Source organism: Bacteroidota bacterium (assembly GCA_039821555.1).
Lineage (GTDB): Bacteria > Bacteroidota > Rhodothermia > Rhodothermales > Rubricoccaceae > JBCBEX01.
Genome location: JBCBNX010000016.1, coordinates 33237 through 55316 on the forward strand (window position 1 = coordinate 33237; position 22080 = coordinate 55316).

The following is a 22080-nucleotide window of genomic DNA, read 5'->3' on the forward strand; positions in this document are numbered from 1 at the left end:
GTCGCCGGTCGCAGCCGTGGACCGGGCCGGGCGGGTCGTGCGCGGCTTCGAGTATACCGCACCGGCGAGGGGCTGTTCTACCACGCAGTCCCACTGAGACGCCAAGCAGGCGCACACTTTATTGCGTGCCGGGTGCCTGACGCCTATGTTCGCGACGCATGTCCATCTGCCTCCCGCGTCCGTGCTTGTCTCCCACCCTCGGGCGCTCACGCCTGCAGGCTTACCTACGTGTCGGGATCTGGCTGCTGCTTGGGAGTCTAGGATTGAGCCTTCCTTCCCTCTGGGCACAGCCGCGCGTCACCTCGCCCTACCGCGCCGACTTCTTCGCGACGGAGGCGGGACTGCCGGGCAACCAGGTCAACGACATCGAGCAGACGGCAGACGGCTACCTCTGGGTGGCCACGAACGGGGGCCTGGCCCGGTTCGACGGCCACCGCTTCACCACATTCGCCCCGCTCGCGCCGGGCATGCCACCGCTGACGAGCATCACCAGCCTCCACCGCAGCGTAGGGGACACTCTTTTTGTCGCAATCGGCACCGGTCAGGTCTTTCGCCTGGAGGCAGGCCGCTTCGTCCTCGTGGCGAGCGTGCCCGAGGGCGTTCCCTTCAACGCCATTGCCCAGGACCGTAGCGGGCAGCTCTGGGGTACGCTGAACGGCCGTCTCTACCTCCAGGAAGGCGAGCACTTCCGCAAGATGGACTACCACGTCCAAGGTGGGCTGGGTAGCGAAGGGATGGTGGTTAACGCCGACGGACAGGTTTGGGGGGCCTATGCCCGCGCTCGGGGTCCGCGCGCCCCAGCCAGCGCGTCGGGGCGCGGCCGATGCGCGCTCACGACCCCTGCAGACCCCGCTGAGCAATACCTGTTGGCTCGCCTCACGCCCGGCGCACCGGAGCTTGCCCAACCCACCGACTTCCGCTACCTCATCCCCTCTCCGTCTCGCCGCGAGGCGCTAGCGGGGGCAACCACCGCGGGCACCGTTTCGCTCGTCTCCCCCGACGGAACGGCCCGGGGGCAATACCCCCTGTCTGACAGCGGCTGCCCTGTGCTCCACGCGCGGGACGAAACGCTCTGGGTGAAGGAGGGTGCACGCCTCCTCGCTGTCGGGCCCGACGCAGCGACGCCGACCGCCGCTCTCGACCTCGGATTCCGGAGGTACAGACTCCCACCCGTGTTTGAGGACCGCGAGGGGTCGCTCTGGGTCGGCACACAGACGCGCGGGCTGGTACGGGTGCGACACGACCCCTTCCAGGTCTATGTGACCACGGAGATCGCTTCCAACGCGCCCATCGTCTCCATCAGCAGAGGGGCAGAGGGTTCGGTCATCCTGATCGACCGCGTCAGAGAAGTCTTCCGCGCCGACGGTACACGCCCTACGCCCTTGCTCCTCAACGGCGCTCCCTTTATCGCCCACAGCGCGTTCGAGGTCGCGAGGGACCAGCGGTTGCTTTTCGATCGCCGACCACCGGACTGGCCCGATCTCCCGCGCGAGATCCTCCGTCAACAGCGCACCCAACTCCAGGCGATCGCTACAATCGCACAGCGGGATAGTGACGGGAGCATCGTCCATGAGTTCTACGCCGACCCGGTCGACCCCGACGTTGTCTGGCTTTACAGCTCAGGCCAGGTGCACCGCATCGCCGATGTGTGGGGGCCAAACCCCAGGTTGGAGACGGTACTGGACAGCCTGCACCAGGTGCGGCACCTCCTGCGCGACCGACAAGGCACCGTGTGGGTCGGCACACACCGAGGGCTCTACCAGGTCGCGAACGGTGAGGTTACGCGCTACACGCAATCCGACGGCCTCCCCGACGACCGCGTCCGCTACGTCCACGAAGACGCCGAGGGCGTGCTGTGGCTCGGCACCTACGGCGGGGGCCTCGTCCGCTTCCGCGACGGGCAGTTCCAGACCCTCACCGAGGTGGAGGGGCTGGCCGAGAACGTGGTTTCGGCGATCCTGGAGGACGACGCTGGCTACTTCTGGATGAGCGGAAACCGGGGCATCCAGCGCGCGGCGCGCTCCGACCTCAACGCCGCCCTCGATGGCAACGCCGCCCGCATACCCGCGGTGCTCTACGGGCGCGAGTCCGGCCTCCTCAACCCCGAGACGAGCGGCGTCCCTGCCTTCGAGGGCCCGGACGGGCGCCTGTGGTTCCCCACCTTCGAAGGGGCGGCGGTCGTCGAGCCCGAGGTCGCGCTCCGGCTCGGCCGGGAACCCCCGCTGGTCCACGTCGAGCAGGTGAGGACCCAGGACACTACCCTTGCCCACGCTGAGGGCTCGCCCATCCGTCTCGCGGCCGACCAGCGGCGCTTCGCCATTGAGTACGTCGGCCTGAGCCTGCGCCACCCCGAGCGGGTGGCCTACCGCTACCGCCTCGACGGCCTCGACGCCGACTGGGTCGAGGCGGGCACAGAGCGGCGTGCGGCCTACACCAACGTGCCGCCTGGGACCTATGCCTTCCGCGTCGAGGCCCGCACGCACACGGGGGTGTGGAGTGAGGCGGCGGCCACGCTCACGCTACGCGTCGCGCCCTTCTTCTATGAGACGCTCTGGTTCCGCTTGCTCTGCGGGCTGGGCGTGGTGGGCCTCGTCGCCGGGGTAGGCTACGCCCGGCTATGGCGCGCGCGTGCGCGGGAGCGGGCGCTCAATGTGCTCGTGCGCCAGCGCACCAGCGACCTCAAGCAGCGCACCGAGGACCTGGAGCGCGAGAAGCACACCGTCGCCGTCCAGGCCGATGCCCTCCGTGACCTCGATCGCGCCAAGTCCAACTTCTTTGCCAACATCTCCCACGAGTTCAGGACGCCGCTCACGCTCATCATCGGACCCCTTGAGGATGTCCAGGAGGGCTTCCACGGAGCCGTCCCCACCCCGCTCGCGCAGCAGGTCGAGGTGGCGCTGAGCAACGGGCGACGGCTGCTTCGCCTCGTGAACCAGTTGCTCGACGTGTCACGGCTCGAGTCGGGCACGATGCGCTTGCGCGCTCGGCCTTTCAACGTCCGCGCCTTCGTTGCGCAGACCGTGGAAGCGTTCGCGCCGCTCGCCGAGCGCAAGGCCATCGCGCTCGACCTGGAGGTGCCCCCCGATGTCCCGGTCGGCCTGATGCTCTGGGCCGACCCCGAGCAGCTCGAGAAGGTGCTTGGCAACCTGCTCTCGAACGCGCTCAAGTTCACGCCCAAAGGCGGGACCGTCCGGGTGGTGCTCCGCACCGATGGTGCCCGACCCAACAGGACAGCCTCCACCAACGGAAGCACCCCCGATGCGGAGGACGCCAGCCACCTCGTCCTCACGGTCGAGGACAGCGGCTCTGGCATCGCGCCCGAGCACCTGCCCTACGTCTTCGAGCGCTTCTACCAGGCCGACGGCTCCTCAACGCGGCAGCACCCGGGTACCGGGATCGGACTAGCGCTCGTCAAGCACCTCGTGGAGCTGCACCACGGCCGCGTCGCCGTGACGAGCACGCCCGGGGACGGCACGCGCTTCGTCGTGCGCCTTCCGCTCTGGCAGGGGCACCTGCAGCCCCACGAGCGCGCTCCCGACGCCTCCGCCCCCACGATGGGTGCGCTTGCGGTTGGTGCGCCTGCCGCTGGCACTGACCCCGCGCTCACCAGCGAGGTGCTCGGGGAGGAGATGCTCGTAGGCGAGGTTCTCGGGGAAGACACGCCCCCGAAGGCTGGTCTCGAACCGCAGGACGCGCAGGCCAAGACCGTCCTCGTCGTGGACGACAACGCCGAGGTGCGTGCCTACGTCCGGCGGCACCTGGCCACCCGCTACCGCGTCCTCGAAGCCGCGGACGGACATCAAGCCCTCGCGCATGCCCGCGCTTTCGTGCCGGACCTCATCGTGAGCGATGTCATGATGCCGGGCCTCGACGGCATCGGCCTGTGCCGTGCCCTTAGGTCCGACCCTGACCTCGCGTTCGTTCCCCTCGTACTGCTGACCGCTAGGGCGGCGATGCAGGACAAGCTCGACGGGCTGGAGCGTGGTGCTGACGACTATCTCACCAAGCCGTTCAACGTGCGCGAGTTGGACGTCCGCATCGAGAACCTGATCGCCTCGCGCCAGCGGCTCCGCGACCATTACGCCTCGGCCGAACCGCCCATGCCAGCACCCTCCCTGCACCGCTACGTCCGCGACGAGGCGCTGACACCAGAACACACCGCGCTGCTTAGCGAGGTGCGCGCAGTCGTCGCGGCCCACCTCACCGACGAGGACTTCGGCGTGGATGCGTTGGCGAAGGCTGTCGGGATGGGCCGCAGCACGCTCTACCGCCGCCTCAGCGGCGTACTGGAGGTCTCCCCGATGGAGTTGATCTGGCACCTGCGCCTGGAGCGCGCCGCCGACCTACTCCGGACGCAGATCGGCACTGTCAGCGAGGTCGCCTACGCGACGGGCTTCAAAAACGTGGGCCACTTCTGCACCCGCTTCAAGGAGACCTACGGGCAAACCCCCGCAGCATACGCGGTAGGGTCTACGCTGGAAGCCGAGTGACCGCGAGACGAGGCACAGGAAGCGAAGGTATAGGAGGAAAGGCGTAGGAGAGACGGTCGCGGGGCATCCAAGCAAACCTGCCAGATCCGTTCGCTGAACGTCCCAGAGGCTTTGGCGAGCATCCCAGGGACGCTGAGCGAACGATCCAGGACGCTCTCGTAACGGCTCGGGAGGCCTGCGTTCATTGGTTGGCGCCAGCCATCCGGGGAGCGCCCTCGGTGGCCTCTCTGCCCCGGCTTCGATGCCTGCTCTGCCCCGCGACATCTCCGCAACTGTGCTGCTCGTCGACGACGACGCCCAGACGCGCGACTACATGCGGGCGTGCCTTTCCCGGCTCTCGCTCCGCATCGTCGAGGCGGCGGACGGCCAGGAGGCCATGGAGCTGCTGCGGGACGGCAGGTGCGACGGCGTCGCACTCGTCGTCGCCGACCTCGTCATGCCGCGCATGGACGGCCTCGAACTGGAGGCGGTCCTCCACGCCGACGCGCGCTGGGCCGACGTGCCGGTGCTGCTCGTGACCGGACAGCCGGTCTACGACTGGGCCGGGCCGATGCTGACGAAGCCTTTCAACGCGAAGCGACTCATGGCATCGGTCCTATCGCTTTTGCCCGACGTCTGCCCTCCCCTTCCACCCATCTCTACCCATCCATGAACTCAGCTACCTCTGTACGCCCTCTGCTTCCTAGCCCAGGCCGTCTCGCCAAAATGCCTGGCTCCATGATGCGTCCTATTGCATATCTCGCGACCTTCTTCCTGCTCACGATCTATCTCGCCCCGGGTGCTCGTGCCCAGATCGCCGGGGGGCTCGAAACGAATGACCAGTTCGGCGGCGCCGTCGCGACGGGCGACTTCAACAACGACGGCGTGGAAGATCTGGCCGTTGGCGTGCCGGAGGAGGACGGCGTCGGCGCCGTGCATGTGATCTACGGTTCCGACGGCGTCGGGCTCGCCAACCAGCGCAACCAATACTTTGAGGGGCTGGGTGCCGCTGGGGCCCAGACGGGTCGAGCGCTTGCTTCGGGCGACTTCAACAACGACGGCTTCGACGACCTAGCGATCGGCTCGCCGGGTGATCTCAACGCGGACGGCACATCCCGAGGAGGGCGTGTCCGGTTTGCATTCGGCTCCGCCAGCGGCCTGGCGATCCGGAGTGCCATCTTCGTAAATCAGAACGAAGCCCGTTTTGCTTTTGCCCTCGCCTCGGGCGACTTCAACGGGGACGGCTTCGATGATGTGGCCGTCGGCTCACCGGGGAATGGGGTTGGCAGTGCCGACAACTCCGGCCGTGTCTTCGTGTACTTTGGTCAGGACGCTGAGTCGCTCCCCATTGACGGCAGCCGGACCTTTCGTCAGGGCTCCGACGGTCTGCCCGGCAGCAACGAGGCTGGTGACCAGTTCGGCTTCTCGCTCGCCGCCGGCAACTTCGACTTCGGGAATGCCGACGAGTTGGTCATCGGGGTTCCCTTTGAGGATATCGGCTCGGTTCAGGATGCAGGGGCTGTCATGGTGCTGACAAATGACGGCACAGGAACGCTCAACGGCGCCTTCTTTATCGACCAGGACACACCGGACATCCCTGGCATAGTCGAGGCAGGCGACCTGTTCGGACACGCGCTGGCGACGGGCAGCTTCAACGGTAACCCGAACATCAATGGCCTCGCCATCGGTGCGCCGGGCGAGGACATCGGGACCGTACAGAACTCTGGGAACGTCACGCAGATCAACGGCAGCAATGGCGGGCTCCTCCTTTCGACGGCCCGGGCCTTCAGCCTCGACGACTTCCCCGGCGGCGCCGATGTCAATGGACAGTTCGGCTTTGCCCTGGCCTCCGGCGACTTCAATGGCGACGGGCGCGACGACCTCGCGGTTGGGGCGCCTGGGGTAGACTTTTTCGTGGGGACGACGGATGCCGGGGTGGTGTACACCCTCGAAGGGACGTCAGGCGGGCTTGGCACTACCGTAGGGATCTCCTTGGCCGCGAACTTCGATAGCCTGCCGGGGACGCCGGACGCCAACGGCCGCTTCGGGAGCGCTCTGGCCTCGGGTGATTTCGACGGGGACGGGCGCGACGACATCGCCATCGGCGAGCCGGGGGGGCGCGTCGGGGGTCAGAACGGTGCTGGCGAAGTGATTATCGCGGACAACGCAACGTATCCATCGAGCCCGCGGCAGGGCATCCGGGTCTTCCAAGGCGCGAGCCTGCCGGGCTCCGTCAACACGGAGACGGGCACCACCCCGGACGCGCTCGCGCTCAGCACGGCCTATCCGAATCCGTTCGCCACGCAGACGACGCTGACGTACACCCTGCCGACGGCGCAGGAGGCCCGGCTAGTCGCCTACGACCTGCTCGGCCGGGAGGTCGCCGTGCTCGCAGACGGCCTGCAGCCCGCTGGCACCCACAAGGCCACGCTCGACGCGGCTGGGCTGCCGAGCGGGGTCTACATGGTGCGCCTCGCCACGGAAGCGGGCGCGCGGACGCAGCGTGTTGTGGTGGCGCGCTAGCCGCTGCCTCCCCCTTCCACAGCCGCGCCCCGGGATGCTCTTGCGTCTCGGGGCGTGCGTGTGTGATGCGCCTACCTCTGGAGCAGCGTTGACCGTTCAGGCGAGAGGTCGGCGGCTCGGCGGGGGTTTCGGGCCACTCGGGCGTATGGCGCGGCGAAAGCGGGACCTTCCTGCGTTCTCATGTCGTGCACAGAGCCGCGCACAGGACAGGTAAGCGCTCCTGCTCGCGGGTAGGCTAGGCAGACTGCCCCGCTGTCAGTTTCTTTGGGCGGTGTGCCTCTGTGCCTTCCCGTTTCTCCGTCCCGCTCCGTTGCACCGCCGTCGCGCTCCCATCTACCGAGAGGTCACTTCGCTGTCTCCACTGTTACTCCGCTGATGTGTCCTGTGGCATGAGCCTTGCGCCCTGACCGGCCTTGTCGGTCGCCGCGCCGCGTTCGTTGCTGCTCTTTCCTTCCCTTCTCGCCATGCCGACCGCTCGGATGTCTGCCTCTTTCGCTGACCGTCTCCTCGTCCCGTTGCGCTCGCTCACGCTGCTGCTCCTCGCCGTTGCGTGCGCGCTCCCGCTCGTCCCGGCCGCCGACGCGCAGTACTTCGGCCGCAACAAGGTCCAGTACGACGACTTCGATTTCCAGGTGCTCGAAACCGAGCACTTCGACATCTACTACTACGGCGACATGGAGCAGGCGGCCCGCGACGCCGCCCGGATGGCCGAGCGGTGGTACACGCGCCTCTCCGGCATCCTCGACCACGAGTTCGACGAGCGCAAGACGATCATCTTCTACGCCGACGACGCCGACTTCCGGCAGACAAACGTCATCGGCGGGCTGATCTCGGACGGCGTCGCTGGCGTCACGGAGGGGCTCAAGCAACGCATCGTGATGCCGTTCGGCGCGAGCTACGCGCAGACGGACCACGTCCTCGGGCACGAACTCGTCCACCAGTTCCAGTACGACATCGCGCAGCGCGGCGGCACGTTCGGCAACTTCGTCCGCATGCCGCTGTGGGTGGTCGAGGGCTTCGCGGAGTACCTCTCCGTCGGCCGCGAGGACGCCCACACGACGATGTGGATGCGCGACGCCGTCGTCCGGGACAACTTCCCGACGTTGGAGCAGCTCTCCACCGACCCGCGCTTCTTCCCCTATCGCTACGGCCAGGCCTTCTGGGCGTTTATCGGCGGCACCTACGGCGACGAGGCCGCCTCGGACCTCTTCAAGCGCGGCCTCTCGATGCCGTTCGACTCGGCGCTCGTCTCCGTGACGGGCCTCGGCCCCGACGAGTTCTCCGCGCGCTGGGCCGACCAGGTCGCCGAGGCCTACCTCCCTGTCGCCGCCGACCGTACGATCCCTTACGGACCGGACCTCGTGGCCATCGACCCGGAGCGCTATCCGCGCCTCGACTCGCTCCAGCTCGCCGACGCTCCCGGTGCGCGCACCCTCGCCCGTGACATCGACGCCGGCGACACCAATGTCTCGCCGGTGCTCTCACCCGACGGCCGCTACGTGGCCTTCCTCTCCGAGCGCGACCTCTTCGGCATCGACCTCTACCTCGGCGACGCGCAGACTGGCGAAGTCATCAAGAAGCTCGAATCCGTCGGCACGAGCGCCCACTTCGACGCGCTCCGCTTCATCAGTTCCGCCGGCACCTGGAGCCCCGACGGCACCCGCTTCGCCTACGTGGTTTTCGCCGAGGGCGACAACGAGATCGCCGTCCTCGACGTGGCCAGCCGCGACGTGGTGCAACGCCTCAAGGTCGACGGCGTGACGGCGATCAAGGACCCGGCGTGGGGCCCCGACGGCGAGACGATCGCGTTCACGGGCCGCAAGGGTGGTGTCTCGAACCTCTACACTGTGACCGTGGACGGCGGCCAGGCCCGCCAGCTCACCAACGACCGCTACACCGAGCTTCAGGCGCAGTGGAGCCCCGACGGCCAGACCCTGGTCTACGCGACCGACGAGGTGCCGGAGACCTCGTTCGAGCGGCTGCGCTTTGGCCCGATGCGCCTGGCGCTGCTGGACGTGGAATCGGGTGAGCAGACGCTGCTGCCCCACTTCGATGGGGCCAAGCACATCAACCCACAGTGGAGCCCCGACGGGCGCAGCATCTACTTCGTCAGCAATCCCGACGGCGTCTCGAACGTCTATCGGTATGCCTTCGAGAACCGCATCTCGGGCGACACGGCCACGGCCGAAGACGGCAGTGCCACGGAGGCGACGGTCTACCGCGTGACGAACCTCGTCTCGGGGGTCAGCGGGATCACCTTCCTGAGCCCGGCCCTCACGGTGGCGCAGCAGACCGGCCGCCTGATGTACTCGGCTTTCGAGGCGCAGGGCTACAGCGTGTACACGATCGAGGCCGACGACACGCAGGGCGAGCCCTTCGCCCGCACCGAGAGCGACACGGACGCTCCGCCCATGGCGGCGCTGCTCGTCCCCACGGGCGCGCAGAACCGGAGCAAGGTGGATGGCTACCTCGCCGACGTGCTCGACGGCCTCCCTGACACGCGCGAATTCCCGTCGCGCGGCTACTCGCCCAAGCTCACGCTCGACTATGTGAGCCAGCCCAACGTGGGCATCGGCTACAGCACCGGCTTCGGCGTGGGCGTGGGCGGCGGCATCTTCATGCTCTTTACCGACCAGCTTGGCAATCACCAGCTCGGCATCACAGCGCTTGCCAACGGCACCTTCAAGGACATCGGCGGGCAGGTGCAGTACATCAACCAGGCCAACCGCCTCAACTACGGCGGGCAGCTCTCGCACATCCCGTTCCTGCGCGTCGGCATCATCCCCGACGACGACGTGCCGCGCCCGACGCGGCTCTACGACCGCACCTACTACACCCAGGTGGGCGGCCTCGCCTCCTACCCGCTCTCGACGACCCGCCGCTTCCAGGCGTCGGCCGGCTACACCCGGATCGCGCGCGAGTTGGAATTCGACGACTTCAGGCCAGACGGCAGCGTCCGCCGCCGCGACGCGACCGAAGCGTTCGGCCTCGCAGGGTTCGACGCGCTCCACCTCGGCCAGGTCGGCGGCGCCTACGTGGGCGACTACTCGTTCTTCGGCTTCACCGGCCCCGTTCGTGGCGGGCGCTACTTCCTCGGAGCCGAGGGCACGGCGGGCTCGCTCCAGTTTGCCTCCGTCACCGCGGACTACCGTCGCTACCTCTACGTGTCGAGCCTCCAGACGACGCTGGCGGTACGCGGGCTCCACCTCGGCCGGTACGGTGCCGACGCGGGCAACGGCGCCCTGCGGCCCTACTTCCTCGGGTTCGACTTCCGGTATGGCCCGCTCGTGCGCGGCTACTCGGTGGGCTCCTTCAGCAACACCAACGCGGGCAACGACGAGTATGGACGGCTCCAGGACGCTCTCTTCGGCAACCGGGTGGCAGCCGTCAACGCGGAGGTGCGCGTCCCGCTGCTGGGCACCTCGGACTTCGGCCTGCTCAACTTCCCGTACATCCCGACCACGCTCATCTTCTTCGGCGACGCGGCGGTCTCGTGGGGGCGGCAGTCGTTCCCGAGCACGCTCGGCGGTACGGCCTCCGTCGGCAATGCCTTCGGGGACATCCAGCCACTCTTCAGCGCGGGGGTTTCCACCCGCGTCAACCTGCTCGGCGCGATCATCCTGGAGCCCTACTTCGCCATTCCCTTCTCCCGTGGAGACCGGCAGACGGTCTGGGGCCTGAGCTTCCTACCAGGCTGGTAGGCCCGGGACACGTCCATCAGGAGGCCGGAGGCTCGACGTAGCTTCCGGCCTCTTCGTTTGAGCAGCCGCTTCGTTTGAGCAGCCACCGCCCGCCCCATGTATCGCGCCCTCCGCTCTCTCCTCTTCCGCCTCGATGCTGAGTGGGCGCACCATGCTGGCATGGCAGCCGCAGGGCTTGGGCAGCAGGTCCCCGGCGTGATCCGTCGCCTGTTCGCGTTCGACGATGCGCGGCTCGCCCAGACGCTGTGGCCTGAGCGCGGCGGCCTGCGCTTCCGCAACCCCGTCGGCCTCGCGGCCGGCTTCGACAAGAACGCGGAGCGGGTGCCGTTCTGGGACGCGCTCGGCTTCGGCTTCGTCGAGGTCGGTTCGGTCACGGCCCGTTCTAGCGACGGCAACCCGACCCCACGCGCCTTCCGGCTGCCCGACGACGGTGCCCTCGTCAACCGGATGGGCCTCAACAACGACGGCGCCGCGGCCATCGCCGCGCGGCTAGCCTCGACGGCGCTTCCCGACCGCTTCGTGCTCGGCGTGAACGTCGCCAAGACCCACAGCCCGGATATCCTCGGCGACGCCGCCCTCGACGACTTTGCTACGTCCGTGCGGTACGTCGCGCGGCACGCGGCCTACCTCGCGCTCAACGTCTCATGCCCCAACACGGCTGAGGGCAAAACCTTCGAAGAGCCCGACGCGCTCAACGGGCTCCTCACACGCGTGCTGGCCGTGCTCGACGACCTCGGCGTGCGCCCGCCCGTCCTCGTCAAGTTCTCGCCGCCGACGCTTGCGGACGGGGCTCCTGACTTCGGCGGCGTGGATGAACTCGTCGCGCTGTGTCTCCGGCATGGGGTGGACGGCTTCATCGCCACGAACACCGCCTCGGACCGCGCGGGCCTCACAACGGACGCGGCCACGCTCGCTGAGATCGGGCGCGGCGGCCTAAGCGGCGCGCCGCTGCAAGCCCGCTCGACGGCACTCGTGCGCCGCCTCTACCAATGCACCGACGGCGCCGTGCCCATTATCGGCGTCGGCGGCGTGGATTCGAGCGCCGCGGCCTATGAGAAGATCTGCGCCGGGGCCTCGCTGGTGGCGCTCTACACGGGGCTCGTCTACGAGGGCCCGGGCCTCGTGGGGCGCATCAACCGCGACCTGGTCCGCTTCCTCGACCGCGACGGCTTCGGCACGATTGCCGAGGCGGTCGGCGCCAGCGTCTAGCGGCCGGCGCCAGCGTCTAGCGGCCGGCGCTACGCCTAGATCTTGCTACCTAGATCTTGCTACCAGGTGCAGAGCGTTGCGTCGGGGTTCGGAGGTGCCGTGCTGTTGTCGTTGCCGTCGGTCCAGGTCTCGGACTCCTGCCAGTAGTCGGTCCGAAGGACGAGGCAGCCGGGGCGGGGTCCGAAGACGTAGACCTCGACCCGCGTCATGCCTGTCTCCACGGGGACCTGGTGGATGTGGATGTAGGGCACCGCTCCGTTCTGCACGATGTGTCGCCGGACGCCGTTGGCGGTCGTAGCCGTGCGTGGCCGCCCGACGTAGGTGTCTGTGACATCGAGGGGGTACCCCAGGTCGGACATGGAGAGGCTAGCCAGCCGGGCCGTGTTCTCACCGGCACCGCCCATCGCCTCCGGCTTCTGGTACCACGCGACGATCTCGGCGGCCAGCTCTACGCCCATGTAGGCGTAGCGGTCGAGCTCGGACTTGGAGCGGTTCTCTTCGAAGCTCTCGATGCCTGTCACCACGGCGAGACCTACGACGACGATGCCGAGAACGAGGAGCAAGAGTTGCTGCTGGCCCATGACCGGGTGCGGTGTGCGATGTGGGAGACACCTCGACGGTCTGCAAGAGGTGCACCATCGCAGCGATCTCTGAGCACGTAGCGGTCGCAGAGCCCATCAACACCCCCCGATTGTCGCGTCTGTTTGGTCGGACGAGACAGTGACGTGCGGACGTCCCTGCCTCTGCGCAAACACGCGAGGCCTACTATGACCCCGTACCCATTTCAAAAACGTAGCAGGCTCTGGACAAGACCCCGTCGCGGACCTTGGCACCGCCTCCGATCCCAAAGCGTGGATGCCCGTGTGCCCCGCCAACCACTAGGGCTCTCGGGGCACACGGGCGAAAGACGATGACGCTGTCGCCGGAAGCCGCGCTACCAGGAGCAGAGCGTCCCGTTGGGGTTGTCCGGCACGTTGTTTCCGGTCTTCCCGTCGCTCCACGCTACGGACTCCAAGTAGAAGTCGGACCGGGAGACGATGCACTCGGGATAGGGACCGAAGACGTATACCTCGACCCGGACGGCGCCCGACTGAATCGGATCTTGGTGAATGTGCAGGCGGGGATTCGTGTCGTCCCCGTAGACGTAGCGCCAGACACCGTTTGCACTCGTGCCGGTGCGTGACCCGTCGCCCGAGCCTTCCGTCACATCCAGATCATAGCCCAAAGCGGCCATGTCCAGATTTGCCAGGTTGCTCGTCACCTCACCGCCGCCGCCCATCGCCTCGGGCTTCTTGTACCACGCGATGATCTCACCGGCCATCTCCACGCCCATGCCGACGTAGGTGTCGATTTCAGACTTGGCCTTGTTCTCGGTGAAGCTCTCGATGCCGACGACGACCGCGAGGCCGACGATCACGATGCCGAGGACGAGGAGGAGAAGTTGTTGCTGGCCCATGAGTCAGAGGAGGTTAGGTGTAGGGGTTGGGGGACACTCAGCCGTTGCACAATGCACATGCCACTCTCCCTGCTAGCCGTCGCGTTCGGCACCTCGGTGCTGTTCTCACGCTTCAGATTGAGGTATTGCCGCCCTCGTGCACCTGCACGGCGCCTCTGGACGGGCAGGTTGGGTGAAGTGGTCCCATGGCCTGGCATGTTTCCTCCACCACGGATTTCCCCGGCCGGTATCTTTTCAAACACCGCTCCTGTCCCCTCACGCTCGTCTTCCATGCGCCACCGCGCTTTTCTCGTCGCCCTCGTTGTAGGGCTGCTGCTCCTCGCGCCTGCGACCGTGGCTCAGTCCGACCGCATCCAGGCAACCGACCTCTTCCAGCTCCGCCAGCTCGGCGACGTGACGCTCTCGCCGTCGGGCCGCTTCGCGGTCTACACGGTCACCTCGGTCGTGGAAAAAGCCGATGGCGACCGCACCTACCGTACGCACCTCTGGCTAGCCGACACCGAGGGCGGACGCCCACCGCGCGCGCTAACCTCGGGCGAGACCAGCGCCTCGCAGCCTGCGTGGGCCCCGGACGAAACGGCGCTGACGTTCATACGCGTGGTGGACGGCAGGCCGCAGGCGTTCGTGCTGCCCCTGACCGGCGGCGAGGCCCGCCAGGCCACACGCCTGCCCTATGGGGTACGTAGGCCGCAGTGGTCCCCTGACGGCACGCGGCTGCTCGTCGCCTCGACGCTGCCGCACCACGCCGTCGACTCGCTGGAGAGCGGCGGCCCGGCGTGGCCTGCCGAGCGCCCCGGCCGCAGCGGCACGCCTCGGACCGACGCCGACCCCGACGGCTCGCTCGCCGCAGTGCAGGCCTACCTCGACGCCGCCGCTACGCGGACGCTCACGCCGGATGGCGCCCGCATCGCCGAGGTGACGAGCCGCCTCGACTTCCAGGGCGAGCAGGGCCTCGACCCCGCGCCCAGCTACACGCACTACTTCGTCGTGCCCGTGCGCGCCGATGGCGAGATTGCCGAGGCCCAGGCCGTCACGCGTGGCTTCCGATCCCACTCGGGCGGCGTGTGGATGCGCGACGGCCAGCACATCCTCGTCGCGACGAGCCTGCGCGAAGACGTGCACCCCGACCGCGACCGCACGCGCGCGCTCTACATGCGCCGCATCACCGACGACCGCTACCGCACGGTCCTCGAACTGGACGGGTGGCAGCTCTCGCGTCCGCTCCCCTCGCCCGACGGCTTCTCGGTGGCGTTCCTCGGCCAGCGCCTCGCCGACGCGGGCTATGCCCAGACCGAGGCTGGCGTGCTGCGCCTCGACGGCTCGCCGCCCGTGTGGCTCACCGACGACTTCGACCGCAGCGTGACCGACGCCGCGTGGTCGGCCAACGGATGGTTCCTCTATTTCACCGCGCCGGACCAGGGCGCCTTCCCGCTCTTCCGCGCCCCGACGGGCTACGCGCCGCTCCCCGAACGCCAGTTCACGGGCGACGAGTACCAGGCTGCCGCCGACAGCGCAGCCATCGCCGACTCGCTTCGCGCCATCGGCGAGCTGCCCGACTCGCCGTTCGAGGACGAGGACGCGACGGGCCTGGAGGGCGAGTTCGAGGTCGTCGAGATCAGCACCGAGGAGCGCATCCGCGCCGACAGCCTCGCCCGCGCCGCCGCCGACTCGACCTTTCGCGCCGACAGCCTCGCCCTCACCGCCATTCAGCGCCTCACGTCGCCCACCACCGGCATCCGCAGCTTCGGCGCCGGCCCGGCCACCATCGCCTACGTGGAGACGACGCCGCAGAACCCCTACGAGTTGGTGGCGACGAGCCTCAGCGGGCAGCGCGTCCGCCGCCTCACCCGCCACAACGCCGACTGGCTCGCGGGCAAGCAACTGGCGACCTACGAGCCCTACTCCGCCGCACAGTTCATCGCCGACACCGTAGGCGTGACGCCGGGTCTCGGCTTCGGCCCCGACGAGGTCGTGCTCGACACCATCGCTACGTCGCTGGACGTGTGGGTGATGCGCCCGCCCGGCTTACGGAGCGGCCAGCGCGCGCCGCTCATGGTACAGATTCACGGCGGCCCCATGGCCATGTGGGGCCCCGGCGAGGCGACGATGTGGCACGAGTTCCAGTACCTCGCCGCGCAGGGCTACGGCATTGTGTTCACGAACCCGCGCGGCTCGGGCGGCTACGGCTCGGCGTTCCGCCGGGCCAACTTCCAGGACTGGGGCGCGGGGCCAACGGACGATGTACTGAAGGCCGCCGACCTCGCGGCGGCGCTGCCGTGGGTGGACCCCCAACGGCAAGTCGTCACGGGTGGCTCGTATGCCGGCTACCTGACGGCGTGGATCGTCTCGCAGACGGACCGCTTCCAGGCGGCCGTCGCCCAGCGCGGCGTCTACGACCTCGACACGTTTTTCGGCGAAGGCAACGCATGGCGTCTTGTGGAGTCGCACTTCGGCGGCTTCCCGTGGGACGAGGAGGCCAGCATCGCGCTCGCGCTCAACTCGCCGCTGACGTTCGTGACCGACATCCGCACGCCGCTGCTGATCCTGCATGCGAGCCAAGACCTCCGCACCGGCGTCTCGCAGTCAGAGATGCTCTACCGCAGCCTCAAGGTGCTGGAGCGCCCCGTCGAGTACGTCCGCTACCCGAACGCGGGCCACGACCTCTCGCGCACCGGCGACCCCGACCAGCGCCTCGACCGCTTGCTCCGCATCCGCGAGTTCATGGGGCGCTTCGTGGAATAGATCGAGCCATGAACTAGGGCGCAGGCCGGCTGGGTCATACACAGACGAGGCAGCGGCTATCCCACCACGGTCAGCCGCCGCCTCGTCCTTCTCCACCCGGCCCGGTCAGTTGACCGGATCGCCTTCGGGTGCCTTGCCGCCAGGCACGTTCGTGCCTTCGATCGACTTCACGTAGGCCATCACGCCCGCGCGCTCCTCGTCGGTGAGGATCGCCCCCCACGGCGTCATACCCTTCTCGATCACGCCCTCGGTGATGACGCGGAAAATGGCGTCCGGCTCGCCGCCGTGGATGGCGTAAGTGTCGGTGAGGTTGGGTCCGATGAGCCCCTCGCCCTGCTGACCGTGGCAGGCCGCGCAGTTGGCCGTGAACAACTCCTGACCGACGGCAATGAGCGTCGCATCGCCGATGTAGCCGTCGAGGGCACGGGCATCGGTCTGGAAGCCAGGGTTGGCTTCGGCGTAGGCTAGCCGCGTGTCGGTCAGGTCGACCTGCGAGGCGGCGAGGTTTTCCTCGTAGGTGGGAATCCAGTCAAAGACGTACATCCCGAGCACGTAGGCTGGCGCGAAGAGGACGCACAGGACAAAGAGCCACACCCACCAGCCGGGCATGGGGTTGTCGTACTCGCGGATGCCGTCGTACTTGTGGCCTTGGATGACCTGGTCGTCGTTGCCGCCGCCGTAGAACAAGGCTCCGAGGTTGGTGTCGTGCTCCGGGACGTGCTTCGGCGCGTTGGGTTTAGAAGGCGTCTGGCTCATGGCTCAGCTAGGCTATACTCGGTCGGGGTGAGGACGTGGTCGTCGTCCAGCGGGAGGTTCTTGAAGGTGGCACGCTCGCTCTTCGAGAAGCCGAAGAAGGCGATGGCGCACCCGCACAAAAAGGCGACGACGAAGGCGATCAGGCCGATCTCGGAGAGCGCGCCCACTTCGAGGGCACGCACGGCTTCTTTCATCATAGCGGTCGAGGGTCGTAGGTCATGGGTCGCAGGTCAGTCTAGCCAGCACGTCGGGGCGTCACTCCGCGAGCGCGACCGTGGCGTCGGGGGCGTTCGGGCTATCGTCAAAGGTGGCTTTGGCTTCGACGCCGAGGCTCTGGAGATAGGCCACCATCGCGACGATCTGCTTGCGCTCGATGCCCTGCGGGCCGCCCTGGCTCGCCACCTCGGCGGCGATCTCGGCGGCCTGCGTCTCGGCGTCCGCGACGGCGCTCGCGATCTGCTCGTCGGTGTAGGGCAGGCCGAGCGCCTGGAGCGTACTTAGCTTCGCCGGGAGGTCGTCGATGCGGAGCGGCTTGCGCATCATGTGGGCGTAGGGCGGCATGATCGAGTTAGGGCTCGTCGAGCGCGGGTTCTCCATGTGGCGCACGTGCCAGAGGTGCGGGTATTTGCCGCCGACGCGGGCGAGGTCGGGACCGGTGCGCTTCGAGCCCCAGAGGTGGGGCGTCTCGTAGATCGTCTCCTCGGCGCGCGAATACGGGCCGTAGCGCTCGACCTCGTGGCGGAACGGCCGCACCATCTGGCTGTGGCAGTTGTTGCAGCCCTCGGCGATGTAGAGGTCGCGCCCGGCGAGTTCGAGCGGCGTCGGCGGCTCGAAGTTTTCCAGGTGCTCCACCTCGGCGGGCACGAGCAGGATCGGCGTCAGTTCGATCACCGTCCCGACGAGGATGGCGAGCACCGTGAGCACGGTGAAGATGATGGGCCAGCCTTCGAGCTTACGGTGGAAGCCGTGGGCTTGGATGAAGCGTTTCATCGGGGTGAGTCTAGTCTGAATCCAAATGGAGTCGTCCTGAGCGAGCAGAGCGAGCCGAAGGATCTGCGGGCCAGCACCGAAGCCAAGCGCGAGGCACCTCGCTGGTACTGAGATCCTTCGACGTCGCCCTGCGGGCTTCGCTCAGGATGACAAAAGAGGGCGTCAAGCATTCGTCAACTGCTTGGCGGGTCCCTGTTCGGACGTGGAGGCGGAGATGCGCGGGACCGCGACGGCCGGGTCGGGCAGGTTCTTCGGCGCGTTGCGGATGGTCATATAGGCGTTCACCATCAGGAAGACTACACCCAGGAGGTACATCGAGCCGCCAATCAGGCGCACCCAGTACATCGGCACGACCTGGATCACCGTCTCCATGAAGTCGGGGTACATCAGCCGCCCGGCGTCGTCAAACGCGCGCCACATGAGGCCCTGCGTGATGCCGGAGACGTACATCGCGAGGACGTACATCAGGATGCCGATCGTCCCGATCCAGAAGTGCGCCGTGGCGAGGGCTTTGCTCCACAGTTTCGTCCGCCAGAGGCGTGGCAGCAGCCAGTAGATCATCCCGAAGGTCATGAAGCCGTTCCAGCCGAGCGCGCCCGAGTGGACGTGGGCGATGTTCCAGTCGGTGTAGTGGCTGAGCGCGTTCACGCTCTTGACAGACAGCATCGGGCCCTCGAAGGTCGCCATCCCATAGAACGTGATGCCGACCACAAACATCTTGAGCACCACCGAGTCACGGAGCTTATGCCACGCGCCGCGCAGCGTAAAGAGGCCGTTGATCATGCCGCCCCATGACGGCATCCAGAGCATGATGGAGAAGACCATCCCGAGCGTCGCCGCCCACTCGGGGACCGCGGTGTAGTTGAGGTGGTGCGGGCCCGCCCAGATGTAGATGAACACCAGGCTCCAGAAGTGAACGATGGAGAGCCGGTAGGAGAACACGGGCCGCTCGGCCGCCTTCGGGAGGAAGTAGTACATCAGCCCGAGGAACGGCGTCGTGAGGAAGAAGGCGACGGCGTTGTGGCCGTACCACCACTGCACGAGCGCGTCCTGGACGCCCTTGTAGATCGGGTAGCTCTTGAGCATGCTCGCTGGGAGCGCCAGCGAGTTGCCGATGTGCAGCACCGCGACCGTCACGATGGTGGCGATGTAGAACCACAGCGCGACGTACATGTGCTTCTCGCGGCGCCGAATTAGCGTCCCGAAGAAGTTGACCGCGAAGACGACCCAGACGAGCGTGATCGCGAGGTCAATCGGCCACTCCAGTTCGGCGTACTCCTTCGACGTCGTGATGCCGAGCGGCAGCGTGATCGCCGCCGCGACGATGATGCCCTGCCATCCCCAGAAGTGGACCTTCGAGAGCATATCGGAGAACATCCGCGCCTTGCAGAGCCGCTGCGTGGAGTAGTAGATCGCGGCAAAGATGCCGTTGCCCGCGAAGGCGAAGATGACCGCGTTGGTGTGCAGCGGGCGCAGGCGGCCGAAGCTGAGGTACTCGCCGAGGTTGGCCTGTGGGAACGGAAGCTGCGCGGCGAGCAACGCGCCCACGAGCATGCCGACGAAGCCCCACACGATGGTGGCGATCACGAAGAGCCGCACGATGGCGTCGTCGTAGCTGAACACGTCGAAGCGCGAGCGGCCTTCAGTGCTGTGCAGGGCGCCTGGCTGCTGAGCGGTAAGGGTGGCGGACATAAGCCGACGAGGGGGTAGGGTGGATCTCAACCGCGTGGTCCGAATCGACGCGGAGCCACACAACGCCCCCAATCAACCGCGCCACGCGGGTGCGCTCTGAAAGGCCCCGCACGGCACCCTCGTGAGGCCCACCCGTCGCAACGAGTGGGGGAATCCCCCACGTGCTCACACCTAGCCGTCGCGGCGCGTTTTCCGCCGAGCCACAGACGACCCTGTCCAGCGCCGCTCCCACGCGCTTACCGCGAAGACACGGCAAACGCACAGCCATGGCGATGCCGGGCACGTAGCTTGCTCGCCGCTCCACTTCCCAGCATACAGGTACCGCCCAGCCTACCTCCTACCTTCATGGCCTCCTCGTCTACGCTCACTGAGACGCGCACCGAGACCTCGCCCCACACAGCTTCGCAGCCGGAGCCCCCTCGGTCGCCGCTGTGGCACCACGTGCTCCAGGGCTTGCTGATGGGGGGCGCCGACATCATTCCCGGCGTCAGCGGCGGCACGATGGCGCTCATCGTTGGCATCTATGAGCGGCTCATCCGCGCCATCAGCGACGGCGTCTCGATGCTGCTGCTCGGCCTGCGCGGCCGCGTCGGCGAGGCGATGCAGGCGTTCCGGACGCTCGACTGGCGGCTACTTCTCCCACTCGCGCTCGGCATCGGCACGGCCATCGCGCTCGGCTCGCTCTTCATCCCGGAGTTGCTGCAGACGTATCCGGTGCAATGCCGGGCGCTCTTCTTCGGGCTCGTCGCCGGATCCTTGGCAATTCCGTGGCGGGAGCGGCGCACCTCGCGCTCGTGGCACTACGCGGCGGCGGCAGCGGCGGCCGTGCTCGCGTTCGTGCTCGTGGGCCTGCCACGCGGGGCCGAAGCGGCAGACCCATCGCTCGTGCGAGTCGCGCTCACGGCGGCGATCGCCATCAACGCGATGATTTTGCCCGGCGTGAGCGGCGCGTTCCTACTGGAGGTCTTTGGGCTCTACACCCCCACGCTGGAGGCCCTCCGGAGCCTTGACCTCGTGTATATCGCCGTGTTTGCGCTTGGGGCAGGCCTCGGGCTGGGCGCGGCAGCGAAGGCGCTCTCCTGGCTCCTGAGCCACGCCCACGACCTCACCATGACGCTACTCGTCGGCCTGCTCGCGGGCTCGCTGCGGGCGCTCTGGCCGTGGGTCCCACGTATCGAACACGTGGGCAGCGACGGCGTGGTGGAATACGTACCCGACCCGAGCGTCCTGCTCCCCCCCGGCCCTGAATGGGCTGTGGCACTGGCACTCGGCTTGGCGGGCTTTGCGTTCGTGACCGCCCTCAGTTGGATGGGCGCACGCCGCGGCGGCGCCTAGCTCACCGGACCCTGAGCGCCCGCCTCGTCCCAGGGCTCCACCTCAGCGGTCAGGCCGTAGCCCTTTGCGGCACCGACAGGCTGCTCCGGGATGCCGAGCGTGCTGTCGTCATAGTAGATCGGGAAGTGAAGGATAAACGTCGTCCCGACGCCGACCTCCGACTCGACGCGGATGGCGCCGTGCATGAGCATCACGAGACGCCTGACGATGGCGAGGCCCAGGCCGGTCCCCTCCTGGTCGCGGTCGAGGTAGTCGTCTTCCTGCGTGAACGGGTCGAAGAGACGCGGGAGGAACTCGGGGGAGATGCCACGCCCCGTGTCGACGATGCGTACGATAACCTGCCGGAGATCGTGCTCGATGGCGATGGTGACGAGCCCGCGTTCCGTGAACTTCACGGCGTTGCCAATCAGGTTGGTGAGCACGCGCCGGAGCGCAGTCTCGTCCAGGCGCGCCATCATCATGGGTGCGCGGTTGGCCAGCACTAGCCGGAGCCCCTTGCGCTCCACGAGCGACCGCAGTGAGTTCGCCACCTCGAATACCGTGTCGGCAACGGGCAGCGGTCGGAGCGTGAGCGAGACCTCGCCCACCTCTAGCCGTGCCAGGTCGAGGAGCGCGTTGACTGTTTCGAGCAGCCGCTTGCCCTCGTCGCGGATCGCGACGGCGGACTCGTGCGCCATCCCACTGGCCTCCTCCTCGATGATCTCGGCATAGCCTAGGATCACCGTCAAGGGCGTGCGTAGCTCGTGGCTGACCACGGAGAGCATCGCATCCTTGGCCTTGAGCGCTTCCTCGACCTCCTTGATGCGCGCCCGCAACTCGGCATTTTGCTCCACGTCGCGCGCCTCGTGCTCGCCAACCATGCCCTCGTACTGCTGGCGTTGCCGCCCCGTCATCCACAGCATGAGGGCGAGCACGAACGGCACCGCGTCGAGCACCCAAAGCAAGGGCACGCGCCGCTGCGTGGAAAGCAGATGCCCCAGCGACATGTCCCCCCACAGCATGATCGAGGCCTGCAGCATGCCGGCCAGGGGGAACAGCATGCCCACAACGAAACCGACGGCTCCATACCGCACGGCCAGAGGCAATCGCCGAAAAAGAGCAGGCATAGACCAGCTATATCAAGCAGAAGAGGTCTGCGCGCTGGTGGTTTCCTCCACTCCTGAACCCGTTTCTTCCACGAACCTACCGGCTCGTCCTTGATTCAGTG

14 protein-coding genes are annotated in these 22080 nt (G+C 67.6%); 7 read left to right on the forward strand and 7 right to left on the reverse strand.

All coding sequences use genetic code 11. From position 1 onward, the window contains the following. The first annotated feature begins 263 nt into the window (after positions 1 to 263). The 5 genes from AAFU51_15020 (at position 264) to AAFU51_15040 (ending at position 11902) form a co-directional block, all read left to right on the forward strand. The gene (locus AAFU51_15020) at positions 264 to 4490 is read left to right on the forward strand and encodes an ATP-binding protein (protein MEO1572566.1); all 4227 of its coding nucleotides are present in this window, start codon (positions 264 to 266) and stop codon (positions 4488 to 4490) included. 241 nt (positions 4491 to 4731) lie between these two features. Continuing rightward, a complete protein-coding gene (locus AAFU51_15025; protein MEO1572567.1) occupies positions 4732 to 5142 on the forward strand; it encodes a response regulator in 411 nt (136 codons plus the stop codon). A gap of 68 nt (positions 5143 to 5210) precedes the next feature. Beyond that, entirely contained in the window at positions 5211 to 6992 is a 1782-nt protein-coding gene (locus AAFU51_15030) for a T9SS type A sorting domain-containing protein (GenBank protein ID MEO1572568.1), read from the forward strand. A 479-nt stretch (positions 6993 to 7471) separates the two neighbouring features. After that, positions 7472 to 10693 (forward strand): peptidase S9, encoded by a 3222-nt coding sequence (locus tag AAFU51_15035; GenBank protein MEO1572569.1) that lies wholly within the window; start codon positions 7472 to 7474, stop codon positions 10691 to 10693. Between the two features lie 96 nt (positions 10694 to 10789). After that, positions 10790 to 11902 (forward strand): quinone-dependent dihydroorotate dehydrogenase, encoded by a 1113-nt coding sequence (locus tag AAFU51_15040; protein MEO1572570.1) that lies wholly within the window; start codon positions 10790 to 10792, stop codon positions 11900 to 11902. 59 nt (positions 11903 to 11961) lie between these two features. On the opposite strand, the gene AAFU51_15045 is transcribed toward AAFU51_15040, so the two are convergent. Further along, the gene (locus AAFU51_15045; protein MEO1572571.1) at positions 11962 to 12483 is read right to left on the reverse strand and encodes a hypothetical protein; all 522 of its coding nucleotides are present in this window, start codon (positions 12481 to 12483) and stop codon (positions 11962 to 11964) included. A 353-nt stretch (positions 12484 to 12836) separates the two neighbouring features. Continuing rightward, positions 12837 to 13358 carry a hypothetical protein gene (locus tag AAFU51_15050; protein ID MEO1572572.1) on the reverse strand — a complete coding sequence of 174 codons (522 nt, stop codon included), beginning with the start codon at positions 13356 to 13358 and terminating at the stop codon, positions 12837 to 12839. Positions 13359 to 13628: 270 nt separating this feature from the next. Between AAFU51_15050 and AAFU51_15055 the strand changes: the two genes are divergently transcribed. After that, positions 13629 to 16100 (forward strand): prolyl oligopeptidase family serine peptidase, encoded by a 2472-nt coding sequence (locus tag AAFU51_15055; protein MEO1572573.1) that lies wholly within the window; start codon positions 13629 to 13631, stop codon positions 16098 to 16100. A 105-nt stretch (positions 16101 to 16205) separates the two neighbouring features. On the opposite strand, the gene AAFU51_15060 is transcribed toward AAFU51_15055, so the two are convergent. The 4 genes from AAFU51_15060 to ccoN form a co-directional block, all read right to left on the reverse strand. Then, a complete protein-coding gene (locus tag AAFU51_15060) occupies positions 16206 to 16856 on the reverse strand; it encodes a cbb3-type cytochrome c oxidase N-terminal domain-containing protein (protein MEO1572574.1) in 651 nt (216 codons plus the stop codon). Further along, positions 16853 to 17053 (reverse strand): hypothetical protein, encoded by a 201-nt coding sequence (locus AAFU51_15065; protein ID MEO1572575.1) that lies wholly within the window; start codon positions 17051 to 17053, stop codon positions 16853 to 16855. The genes AAFU51_15060 and AAFU51_15065 overlap by 4 nt, the downstream gene beginning before the upstream one ends. Positions 17054 to 17111: 58 nt before the next feature. Continuing rightward, positions 17112 to 17846 carry a cytochrome-c oxidase, cbb3-type subunit II gene (gene ccoO / locus AAFU51_15070; GenBank protein ID MEO1572576.1) on the reverse strand — a complete coding sequence of 245 codons (735 nt, stop codon included), beginning with the start codon at positions 17844 to 17846 and terminating at the stop codon, positions 17112 to 17114. Between the two features lie 162 nt (positions 17847 to 18008). After that, entirely contained in the window at positions 18009 to 19538 is a 1530-nt protein-coding gene (gene ccoN, locus AAFU51_15075; GenBank protein MEO1572577.1) for a cytochrome-c oxidase, cbb3-type subunit I, read from the reverse strand. A 345-nt stretch (positions 19539 to 19883) separates the two neighbouring features. On the opposite strand from ccoN, the gene AAFU51_15080 reads away from it, so the two are divergent. Then, positions 19884 to 20873, forward strand: coding sequence for a DUF368 domain-containing protein (locus tag AAFU51_15080; protein ID MEO1572578.1), 990 nt, complete (start codon positions 19884 to 19886; stop codon positions 20871 to 20873). Here AAFU51_15080 and AAFU51_15085 read toward each other — a convergent pair. Then, positions 20870 to 21913 carry a HAMP domain-containing sensor histidine kinase gene (locus tag AAFU51_15085; protein MEO1572579.1) on the reverse strand — a complete coding sequence of 348 codons (1044 nt, stop codon included), beginning with the start codon at positions 21911 to 21913 and terminating at the stop codon, positions 20870 to 20872. The genes AAFU51_15080 and AAFU51_15085 overlap by 4 nt on opposite strands. Positions 21914 to 22080: the final 167 nt, after the last annotated feature.